1 protein-coding gene is annotated in these 1,409 nt (G+C 47.3%); it reads left to right on the top strand.

What is annotated here, in order from left to right:
• Positions 1-150 precede the first annotated feature (150 nt).
• On the top strand, positions 151-1,409 hold a 1,259-nt coding region (locus HMPREF2919_RS09080), incomplete at its 3' end, for an ABC transporter ATP-binding protein/permease (RefSeq protein ID WP_141754827.1).

Below are 1,409 nucleotides of genomic sequence, written 5' to 3'. Positions count from 1 at the left end.
CTGTGGTGGTGTTGGATGGTGGGTGTGTGGTGGAGCAAGGAACCTACCGGGAGCTACTGAAGGCAGAGGGAAAGTTTATGGAAATTTTCAAAAATCAGATCTCTGAAGATTCTGCAGGGCGCAAAACTTCCGCTGAAAGGGACTATAAAGATGCGTAAGATTATGGCTAATACTGTTTGGTCCGTGGTTTATGCTTTCAAAAATCACCCCGTATGGACCGTTTCCTATCTAGTGTCTGTTGTGTGCCTATCACTATTCCCTGCTCTGCAGATGGAGGCTGTCACTAGACTTGTTGAGCATTTGGGCCAGAGCCAGGATGAAGTGCTCCCGCTAGCGCTGGGGGTTAGTTTTGTGCTGGCAGGATACATTGCCCTGGGACAAGCATCAGACTCTCTGCGTATGATTCTAAATTCTCGAATGTCAAGTACGGGTATTCAGAACGTATCTTCTCGTCTGGCGACTTGTTCCTCTCAGGAAATCGCAAGCGGTGATTATGCTCGCTCATCAAGGGCAGCTCATGAAGCTGTGACAGGGGGGAGCCTGGGGTCTCAAGTTTCCACTATGGGTGCTCTGATATTCATCATTTTTTCGACGGGAGCCCTTAGTTATTCCGTAGGAAAGATCAATGTATATGCTTCACTCTGCATGCTTGCAGGCATGATTCCTGTTGCCTTTATGTCACATCTCTATTCGAGTAAGAATGCTGAGGCAATGGAAAAAATATATTCATATAGCTACAACGCGTGGCATAGCACTAACCAGATTGCACAAATAACTACTGCTCGTGAGCTTGCAATTCTTAATGCTCGGTCGTTCTTTGCGCATCGCGCTAATCAAGAACGGAAAAAATCCGGTGAGGAGGAAATTGGCCTAGCTCGTTACATCCTCAGAATATATACAATTGTTGGTTTTATAAGCGCTGCATTGCTAGCTTTAGCCCTTATTTTTCTAGCGGCCTCGGCGCCGGCTCCCGGTGCTCTTGCTGGAGCTGTTATAGGTATTACCTCGGCTATAGTCTCGCTTGGCTCGATGGGAAGCGACCTTAGCTCGATGGCAGCGGGGTCAAACGCAATTGATATATATCGAAAGTTTATTTCTAGCGCACAGCCCGGGCAGAAAAATCCGGTTGCCGATACCTACCCCGAAATCTCCAGCGTTTCCATTAGGAATCTTGCTATCCAGTATCCAAAAGCTGATTCTTTAGCTCTTAAAAACATCAATCTCACTTTTGGTCCCGGGCAGATGATTGGTATTGTCGGGCCCAGCGGATCGGGAAAGACAACCCTAGTAAATGCACTCATGGGCATGCTTAAGCCCTCCAAAGGAGACATCCTCATTGGAGGTAAGTCGGTACAGGACATATCACCTGATGACTTGTTGGCGAATGTTGGTTTGGTGAGTCAAGACTA

Source organism: Rothia sp. HMSC068E02, from assembly GCF_001813565.1.
Classification (GTDB): domain Bacteria; phylum Actinomycetota; class Actinomycetes; order Actinomycetales; family Micrococcaceae; genus Rothia.
The sequence above is the reverse complement of the archived record's forward strand: the minus strand, read 5'-3'. Positions and strand labels throughout refer to the sequence as shown.